5 protein-coding genes are annotated in these 10,560 nt (G+C 40.9%); 4 read left to right on the top strand and 1 reads right to left on the bottom strand.

The window, feature by feature from the left end; all coding sequences use genetic code 11:
• The first annotated feature begins 143 nt into the window (after nt 1–143).
• The 3 genes from nifJ (at nt 144) to RYM16_RS03510 (ending at nt 6,881) form a co-directional block, all read left to right on the top strand.
• The gene (nifJ, locus tag RYM16_RS03500; protein ID WP_274204091.1) at nt 144–3,680 is read left to right on the top strand and encodes a pyruvate:ferredoxin (flavodoxin) oxidoreductase; all 3,537 of its coding nucleotides are present in this window, start codon (nt 144–146) and stop codon (nt 3,678–3,680) included.
• A gap of 204 nt (nt 3,681–3,884) precedes the next feature.
• Nucleotides 3,885–5,501: a methyltransferase regulatory domain-containing protein gene (locus tag RYM16_RS03505; RefSeq protein ID WP_314982332.1), complete on the top strand. Its 1,617-nt coding sequence runs from the start codon at nt 3,885–3,887 to the stop codon at nt 5,499–5,501.
• A gap of 351 nt (nt 5,502–5,852) precedes the next feature.
• Nucleotides 5,853–6,881, top strand: a complete 1,029-nt coding sequence (locus RYM16_RS03510; protein WP_265137685.1) for a YafY family protein — start codon at nt 5,853–5,855, stop codon at nt 6,879–6,881.
• Between the two features lie 122 nt (nt 6,882–7,003).
• Here RYM16_RS03510 and putP read toward each other — a convergent pair whose 3' ends face one another.
• Complete coding sequence (gene putP / locus RYM16_RS03515) at nt 7,004–8,491, bottom strand: sodium/proline symporter PutP (protein WP_314982335.1); 1,488 nt, start codon at nt 8,489–8,491, stop codon at nt 7,004–7,006.
• Between the two features lie 265 nt (nt 8,492–8,756).
• On the opposite strand from putP, the gene recQ reads away from it, so the two are divergent.
• Nucleotides 8,757–10,560: DNA helicase RecQ (gene recQ / locus RYM16_RS03520; protein ID WP_314982337.1), on the top strand; the 1,804-nt coding region annotated here is incomplete at its 3' end.

Consider the following 10,560-nt stretch of genomic DNA (forward strand, 5'->3'; position numbering starts at 1 on the left):
ATAATGCCGTATTATATATAACATATATATTATTGCATTATTTTTTCATGTACGCAAGTTTGTAATGGTTGTTATTCCTAAACATAATGATAGATTAAGCAAGTGTTCTATTTTTGCTAAACGCTTAAGGAGGCAATAATCACATGAGTCGTAAATTTAAAACTATGGACGGCAACCAAGCGGCTGCTCACGTTTCTTATGGTTTTACAGAAGTTGCTGCGATTTACCCAATCACTCCATCTTCCCCAATGCCAGAACACATTGACGAATGGTCTGCTGCTGGTCGTAAAAACATCTTCGGCAACACTGTTCAAGTTGTAGAAATGCAATCTGAAGCAGGCGCTGCTGCTGCATTCCACGGTTCCTTACAAGCTGGCGCATTAACAACAACTTTCACATCTTCCCAAGGTTTGTTATTGATGCTTCCTAACTTATACAAAGTAGCAGGCGAATTACTTCCAGGTGTATTCCAAGTAGCTGCTCGTGCATTGGCTGCACATGCTTTGTCTATCTTTGGTGACCATCAAGACGTTATGGCTGCTCGTGCATCCGGTTGCGCTATGCTAGCTGAATCCTCCGTACAAGAAGTAATGGACTTGTCCGCAGTAGCTCACTTGACAGCTATTAAAACTCGCGTACCTTTCATCAACTTCTTCGACGGTTTCCGTACATCCCACGAAATTCAAAAAATCGAAATCTGGGACTATGAAGATTTGAAACCATTAGTAGACATGGACGCTGTTAAAGCTTTCCGTAAAAAAGCTTTGAACCCAGATGCTCCTGTAACTCGTGGTACTGCAGAAAACCCTGACGTATACTTCCAACATCGTGAAGCATCCAACAAATTCTACTTGGAACTTCCAGACGTTGTAGAACATTATATGAACGAAGTTAACAAATTGGCTGGTACTAACTACCAATTGTTCAACTACTATGGTGCTCCTGATGCAACTGACGTAATCGTTACTATGGGTTCTTCCGCTCAAGTAGTACAATCCACTGTTGATTACCTCAACAAATTGGGTCGTAAAGTAGGCTTTATCAACGTTCACTTGTTCCGTCCATTCGCAACAGATCGTTTGTTGAAAGCTCTTCCTCAAACTGTAGAACGCATTGCAGTTCTTGACCGTACTAAAGAACCAGGCGCTTTGGCTGAACCATTGTTCTTGGACGTACAAGCAGCTGTAGTTGACGGCGGCCGTAACGTAAAAGTTATCGCTGGTCGTTATGGTTTGAGCTCCAAAGACGTTATCCCTGCAGACATCGTGGCTGTATTCGATAACTTAGCTGCTGAAAATGGCAAGAAATTCTTCACATTGGGTATCAATGACGATGTTACATTCTTGTCCTTAGATCGTGCTGAAGGCGTAGAAGTAGAAACTCCTGGTTTGACTGAATGTAAATTCTGGGGCTTCGGTTCTGACGGTACTGTAGGTGCGAATAAATCCGCTATCAAAATCATCGGTGACCACACTGACATGTATGCTCAAGCATACTTCGACTACGACTCCAAAAAATCTGGTGGCGTAACAATGTCTCACCTTCGTTTTGGTAAAAACCCAATCAACTTACCTTACTTGGTAACTGAACCTCAATTCGTAGCATGTCACCGTCAATCTTACGTACATGAATACGACTTGATCCGCGGCATCAAAAAAGGTGGTACATTCTTGTTGAACTGTACTTGGTCTCCTGAAGAATTGAACGAACATTTACCTGCTAAATTACGTCGTCAAATCGCAGAAAAAGAATTGAACTTCTACATCATCAATGCTGCGAAAATCGCTTCCGAAATCGGTTTGGGCGGTCGTATCAACATGGTAACTCAAGCTGCATTCTTCAAATTGACTGAAATCATCCCTGTTGAAGATGCTGTTAAATACCTTAAAGAATCCGTAGTAACTTCTTACGGTAAAAAAGGTCAAAACATCGTTGACATGAACAATGCTGCTATCGATCAAGGCGTTGGCGCTTTGGTAAAAGTAGATGTTCCTGCTGACTGGAAAAACGCTGTTGATGAAGGCAACCACACAGTAAAACCTGGTTGTGAGTCTTGCCCATCCTTCGTTCAAAACATTGCACAACCAATCAATGCTCAAGCTGGTTACGATCTTCCTGTATCCACATTTGCTGGTTACGAAGACGGTACATTACCTGCTGGTACTGCTAAATTCGAAAAACGCGGTCCTGCATTGTTCGTTCCAAAATGGTTACCAGAAAACTGTATCCAATGTAACCAATGTTCCTTCGTATGTCCACATGCTACAATTCGTCCAATTTTGGCAACTGAAGCAGAAGTGGCTGCGGCTCCAGAACATTTCGATACAATCCCTGCTATGGGCGCTAAAGATCTTCAATTCCGTATCGCAGTATCCCCATTAGACTGCTTGGGTTGCGGTAACTGTGTTGATATCTGTCCATCTCCAAAAGGCAAAGCTATCGTAATGACTTCCATCGACACTGAAATTGAACAAGCTGAAGCTTGGAATTACGGTGTTAACCTTCCTGTAAAAGAAAACCCTATGAATAAAGAGACTCTTAAAGGTTCTCAATTCGAACAACCATTGTTCGAGTTCTCCGGTGCTTGCGCAGGTTGTGGTGAAACTCCTTACGCTAAATTGTTAACTCAATTATTCGGCGACCGCATGATGATTGCCAATGCAACTGGTTGTTCCTCCATCTGGGGTGCTTCCATGCCTGCATCTCCATACACAACTAACCAACAAGGTCAAGGTCCTTCTTGGGCTAACTCCTTGTTCGAGGACAATGCTGAGTATGGTTATGGTATGTACATCGGTGTTAAGAAAGTTCGTCAACAATTAGCAGAAGTGGCTGCGAAAGCTGCTGAAACTGCTACTGGCGAATTGAAAGAAGCTTTAGAACAATGGCTTGAATTCGCTAACCTTGGTGCGGCTACTCGTCAACGTTCCGAACGTTTAGTAGCAGCTATCGAAGCTGAAGGTGCTACAACTCCTGAGTTGAAAGAACTTCTTGAGAAAAAACAATTCTTGATCAAACGTTCCCACTGGATCTTCGGTGGTGACGGCTGGGCATACGATATCGGTTTCGGTGGTGTTGACCATGTATTAGCTTCTGGCGAAGACATCAACATCTTCGTATTCGATACTGAAGTATACTCCAACACTGGTGGTCAAGCTTCCAAATCCACTAACGTAGCAGCAGTTGCTCAATTCGCAGCTTCTGGTAAACGTACTAAGAAAAAAGACCTTGGCATGATGGCTATGTCTTATGGTTATGTATACGTAGCACAAGTAGCTATGGGTGCAGACAAAAACCAATTGATGAAAGCTGTTACAGAAGCTGAAGCATATCCAGGTCCATCCTTGATCATTGCTTACAGCCCATGTATCAACCATGGTATTAAAGCTGGTATGGGTAAAGCTCAAGAAGAACAACGTAAAGCAGTTGCAGCTGGTTACTGGGATCTTTACAGATACAACCCTCAACTTAAAGAAGAAGGTAAAAATCCATTCTCCTTGGATTCCAAAGAACCAACTGAAAGCTTCCAAGACTTCCTTAAAGGTGAAGTACGTTACGCTTCCTTGGCTAAAGCAGCTCCAGACGTTGCAGAAGAATTGTTCGCTAAAACTGAACAAGACGCTAAAGAACGTCGCTTAAGCTATGTTCGCTTACAAAAAGGTTTTGAAGACGTAAAATAATTCGTTATTTAACGACTGATAACTATATGAGGCACCCTTTCGAGGGTGCCTCTTTTTGTTGTATTATTTGCGTATTAACTGCTCGAAACATAGGTAATATATTTGGAATTTGGTATAATGATAAGTAGCTATGCATAATGCTAGCAATACATAATGTTAGTAATACATATTTGAATAATTCTAATATTAAATATAGAGGTATATATGGCTAAGGATAATACACAAATGGCAAATGAAGAAATGCAACAAACGATATATAAAGAGTTAGGCTATAAATCCTATCCATTTCCTTTTACTACACCTGCCTATTTAGAGGCATATGGTACACTTGTAGGTCTTAAGCCACCAACGGCTAAAACGGCGCGTGTCCTTGAATTAGGTGCTACCTATGGTGGTAATATCATTTCCCAAGCAGCTCACAATCCTGAAGCGACCTTTGTAGGGATTGAACTTTCACAAGACCAAGTAGAGAAGGGAAATAAAATTATCGAGGATGCAAAACTTTATAATGTATCTTTAGTACAAGGGGATATCTTGAATTTTGATGAATCCATGGGAACCTTTGACTATATTATTGCGCACGGTTTCTACTCTTGGATCAGCGATGAAATGAAGGATAAATTGCTTGATATTATTTCCAATCATTTAGCTGATAATGGTATTGCTTATGTATCTTATAATACCTATCCAGGCTGGCATACCATGGAAGAGGTTCGTCAGCTCATGTTATTTGCTAATCGTGGCCATGATGAATCTACGCATAAGGAAAAGGTATTGCGTGGTAAGACTGTGGGTAGCTTGGTAGGTGCCCAAATCCTTAACTACGATAATCTCAAAGAACGTAATAGTAAATTCCTCGGTGCCTTGCGCTCCGTTATGCAAAAGGACGACTATTATGTAGGTCATGACCATTTAGAACCTCATAATGATCCATGTTATCTCTATCAATTTAACGACCATCTTAAGACACATAATCTAGCTTATGTAGGTGATGCAGATCTTACATTATCTATGGTTCGTACTTATGATGAAAGCATTGCAGACAAACTTGAGCAACTAGCGCCTAACAGCCAAGCAGATCAAGAGCAATATTTAGATTTTATGCTTGATACCACATTCCGTAAGTCTATTATCTGTAAAGCAAGTACTGCGAAAGATATTAGTTATGCTGTGTCAAATCCTGCTGAAGTAAATACAATTCCTGTGCGTACTGCCATAAATAACTTTACCTTCCAAATTCTATTTGATGAAGAGGCTTTGGAAATGTTTGAAAATACCTTAGTAAAAGATACATTTCAAGCTCTAATCAAGGATGGTGGCACCTTTAACATGATTGAAGCATTAGCTATATTAAAAGCGGCTCATGAGGCGGCTAATGCATCTGCTGATGAATTGGAACCTGCTGTATGCAGTCTATATAAAGCTGTAGTAGAGCATATGGTACGCGGTGGTATTCGTTTCTATAAAACATTCCCAGAAAAGCATGAGTACATGGAAGGTCTATCCTATGTACCGGCACGATTTACAAACTTAGTGAAAGCCATAGCTGATGGTGGTGGTGAGTATATTTACGGTGGGAATTCATTTAATGATGCTATTGGAGATATTTCTGAAGAAGATTTAATGTTCATGGAGTTGTTGAATAAACCAAAATCTAAGTCTACTTTAACTAAAAAAATTAAAGATACCATTTTTAGTGCCGATAAATCGCAAACTGGTAAGCACCAAAATGCGATGGCAGAAGCCTTTTATAATGAGCTGACAAAGCGCATGGGAGATCTAGGTTTCCTTAGAAATAAGAAAACAGATGGTATTTCTTAATAGGGACTGACAATGTATTAGGATTCTGAGCTTTAAAAAAATTATTCATATTAACTTCATGGTGAAAATTAAAACCCGTTATACTTATAACATTTATATGTAAAAAGTGTTAACGGGTTTTGTTTTATATAATTAAGTTTAGAATTATTTAATAATTATTACATTTAGTTATTTAATCTTGCTAAAAAAGTATAGTAAATCGATAAAATTAATGAGAAATAAATGAACCATATATGAAAAGTATGGTATACTATGTATGGGTATTTTTGTGAACATCATCCGGTGTGTTGTGGATGATTATATAAATTGTATTAGTTGTACTAATTGTATTATTTGTAAAAGGAGTCTTTTATGGCATCTAAGAAGGCAGTTCTAGTATACATACTAGAAATCCTGAAAAGTGAAACAGATGCTAATCATACTTTATCTCAAGAGGAGATCCGCAGTATATTAGCTGAGCGGTACGAGGTGTCCGTGGATCGGAAGACCTTAGGCCGTCATTTAAATGATTTATATGAATCTGGTGATTTTGGTATTCAATGTGAAGAGTCTGCTGTGGGAGCAGATGGCACTATTCGCCGTACAGATTTCTACATGATTCATACTTTTGAAGATTCGGAATTGCGATTATTGATTGATGGTGTGTTGGCTTCTCGCCATATTACAGCATCTCAACGTAAGGATTTAATTAGTCGTGTTGCTAAACTGGGCAGCTCTCATTTCAAGCCACATGGTATTGATATTGAAAGTGCTACAGGTTACCTTCATAGAAGTCAGGACTTATTCCTTAACATTGATCTCATAGAAGAAGCGATACAAAAGGGGAGAAAAATTTCGTTGGCCTATTGCCAACCTGACGTGGATAAGCGTTTACATATCAATCTTGGTCCAGACAACAAGGAACGGAAATATGTATTTAATCCATTCCAACTAGTAATGAATCGGGGACACTATTACCTAGTTGGGAACCACGAAAATTATGACGACATGTCTACATTGCGCGTCGATCGTATTGCACACATTACGGTGCTAAGCGAACGGAGAAAACCTTTACGGGAGATAAAGGGATACCAACAGCAACGCACCTTTAATGTGTCTCAATACGTAAAAGAGCATATTTATATGTTCGGTGGTGAATCCATTATGGTGAGCTTTAAAGCAAAACGTTCTATCGTAAATCAAATCTTAGATTGGTTCGATGGTAATGTGGAATTTAGTGATGTAACACCTGATGATGTGGTATGTCGCGTACGTGTAAATCATCACGCTTTTAAATATTGGGCTCTCCAATATATGCAAAGTGTAAAAGTACTTTCACCAGCATCCTTGGTGACTGAAGTGAAGGAAGCTATAAAAGAAGGCTTACAACAATATTCATAATAAAAGAGCTAGTTGATCGTTGAATCAACTAGCTCTATTTTTATGTGTTCTGTTTTATAGAAAGTACAGCGCTTATTTAGTAAACGTACAGTAATCATTTTATAAGACGTGTAGTACTCATTTTATAGGACGTGCATTTTCTCTGCTTCTTTATAGTCCTTAAGTACTGGACGAGGCGGTAACTTATCCATGATACTCACCACGTAAATCGCGATGGAAGAGAAGAGGAAGCCTGGCACGATTTCGTATAGACCAAGGAATTCAAATTGTTTCCAAATCAGTACTGTTAAACCACCAACTACGATACCAGCGATACAGCCATGACGTGTCATGCGTTTCCAGAACAAGGAGAACAAGATGGCTGGACCAAAGGCAGCACCAAAGCCTGCCCATGCATAGGCAACCATTGTTAAGATGTAGCTATCTGGATCCATTGCCATATAGATGGCTATTAATGCAACTAGTAGTACTACGATACGGCTTACTAGTACCAGCTCCTTATCGCCTGCTTTAGGATGAATGATATTCGCATAGAAGTCATTAGCAATAGCGGAAGCTGTTACTAACAATTGTGCAGATGCAGTACTCATGATAGCTGCGAGTACTGCAGACCAGATGAGACCTGCTACAAATGGAGTAAAGAGACGTTCTGTCATGATGAGGAACACTGTTTCCGCATCAGTACCTACCAGTTTATCTGGCAACATGTATACGTGACCGATGAGGCCTACTGCGATAGCTGCCATAAGGGATAAGATAACCCATACCATGGCGATATTTGTAGATTTTTTTAACTCTTTAGCATCGGAGATGGCCATGAATCTTACGAGAATATGGGGTTGACCAAAGTAACCTAGACCCCAACCGAGAGCGGAGATTAAGCTGATAGCCCAAGTGAACCAATCGGATGGATTACCAAATAAGTTAAGACCTTGTGGAAACTCCTGTTGGATGAGCTGGAATGTTTCTATGGGGCCGCCCATGAACATGGCTGCTGTAATCGGTACTGCTAAGATGGCGAAGAACATCAATGCCCCTTGAATACAGTCCGTCCAAGATACAGCGAGGAAACCACCGAGGAAGGTGTAAAATACGACGATGCCTGCGGTAATGAAGAGGGATACGGTGTAATCAAGACCGAAGATGGTGTTGAATAACTTGCCCCCTGCTACAAAGCCCGATGATGTATAAATCAAGAAGAAAATCAAGATGAATAGGGCTGAGATAACCGCTACCGAATGGGATTGATCGTGGAAACGATTTTTCAAATAATCCGGTAAGGTAAGGCTATCGCTAGCTACCTCTGTATGGTTACGCAAGCGTCTAGAAACGAATTTCCAGTTTGCCCAAGTCCCTAACGTAAGGCCTACGGCAATCCATACTCCTGAAATCCCCGTTGTATACGCGAGGCCCGGAACACCCATAAGCATCCAACCACTCATATCAGAGGCCTCCGCGCTAAGCGCTGTAATCCATGGACCTAGTTGTCGGCCACCGAGGATGTAATCACCGATGCTGTTCGATTTGCGATAGTAGTAGACCCCGATATACATCATGAGTCCTAGGTATAAGGCAAAGGCGATAATAATCATTAAGTTGTCTTGTGTCATGACTATATAAAACCTCCTTAGGTTAAATTTTAGGTTAAATTTTCATTCTATAGTATTATAAATAATTCTTATTGTATCATATATTAGCACTTTAGAGTGTAAAAATTTTATGAGATTGTATTGATTTCTATACGAATTTTAAGTATATACTTTCATCTTGTGCATTAGACGGGTAACCTATAAATCGTATACACTAATAAACCGAAAATACTCGAAATATGATAAAATAATAGAATGGAAAAATGACACGTGAAAGGAGGTACTCATGGATCAACAGGGGGCAAGAAAACAAGAAAATCTAAAACAACCAGTTGTGACAAAACAACAAGCACTACGCATGTTAGAAACTTACTTTGGGTACACCTCCTTTAGACCGGCTCAAGAGGCTCCTATTGCATCCTTATTACGCAATGAAGATGTAATCGGTATCATGCCGACGGGGGCTGGTAAGTCTATCTGTTTTCAGATACCTGCACTCTGCAAGGCGGGGCTAACGATTGTATTCTCACCACTGATTTCTCTGATGAAAGATCAGGTGGATGGTCTTTTAGTGCAGAATATACCAGCGGCGCTCATCAATAGTACCCTTACGCAAGCGGAGTTTAATAAAACGATGTACGAAGTGCGTAGTGGTAAGATTAAACTCTTATATATTGCGCCGGAGCGACTAGGTTCTAATTTCTTCTGTAATGTATTGCGAGCGTTGCCTATTGCTCAAGTCATTGTGGATGAGGCTCATTGTATCTCTGAGTGGGGCCATGACTTTAGACCGTCCTATCGCCTTATCGGTGAGTGGCTCAACTCACTGCCTAAAAGACCTATTGTAGGGGCTTTCACGGCGACGGCTACGAAATATGTAGAAAATGATATCAAGAAATTATTAGGATTAGACAAGGCTAATGTGTATGTAACGGGCTTTGATCGTCCTAATTTATCCTTCTCTGTCATCCGTACACCAAAGCGCATGGATTATGTGGTTCACTATGTGCGCCAACATGTCAACGAAAATGGTATTATCTATTGTGCGACGCGTAAGGATGTAGATCGAGTGTATGAAAATCTAACCCGTGCAGGCATTAAGGTGGGCCATTATCATGGGGGGCTCAGCGATGAAGTACGCCGTGAGATGCAAAACGCTTATGCAGATGATAAACTGCAGGTCATGGTGGCTACTAATGCCTTTGGGATGGGCATCGACAAGAGTAATGTGCGCTATGTGTTGCACTACCAAATGCCGCGCAACATGGAGTCTTACTATCAAGAGGCCGGGCGTGCAGGTCGCGATGGGGCTCCTGCAGAATGTATCTTGCTCTACAGTGGGCAGGATGTACAGGTTCATAAGTATTTGATTGAACAGTCCATCGAGACGCCTGAGCGACAAGAGGTGGAACTCCGTAAATTACAGTCTATGATTGACTACTGTTTCTGTAGTAATTGTTTACGTAAATATATGCTTAACTATTTTGGTGAAAGCACCGTTTGGACTACTTGCGATAATTGTAGTTCCTGTAAAGGCTCCGGTGATAAGGTCAATGTAACAAAAGAGGCGAAGGCTATCTTCCGTGCTATTATGGGTACTGATGAGCGCTATGGTGCCTCTATGATTACCTCTATCGTACGCGGTGAGCGAACTGATCGCATTATGCGGGCAGGCCACGATGCACTCCCTGTATTTGGTTTACTAAGTAATGTAGACGAGAAATCTATTAAAGGGCTCATCCAACAATTTGTAGCTTCTGGTTATTTGCGTAGTTCTTCAGGTAAGTATCCTGTGCTATCCTTGACGGCTGGTGCTGAGGAGGTCCTCGCTGGGCATAAAGAGGTGGAGGAAATTAGGCAACATGTGTCTGTACCATCTCGAACTAGTCGGTCTACGTCTACCACAGCACGAGGAAAATCTAGTTCTGGGTCGGGTGGTTTATTTGAACATTTACGACAACATCGTAAGCGCTTAGCCGAAGAGGCAGGGCTTCGACCATATCTTATCTTCCCTGATACAGTACTTATTGACCTAGCCAATTTACGACCCACTACATTAGGTGAATTTGGCAATGTTAAGGGTGTAGGGG

The sequence above is a fragment of the uncultured Veillonella sp. genome (genome assembly GCF_963524655.1).
In the GTDB taxonomy this organism is placed as follows: Bacteria; Bacillota; Negativicutes; order Veillonellales; family Veillonellaceae; genus Veillonella.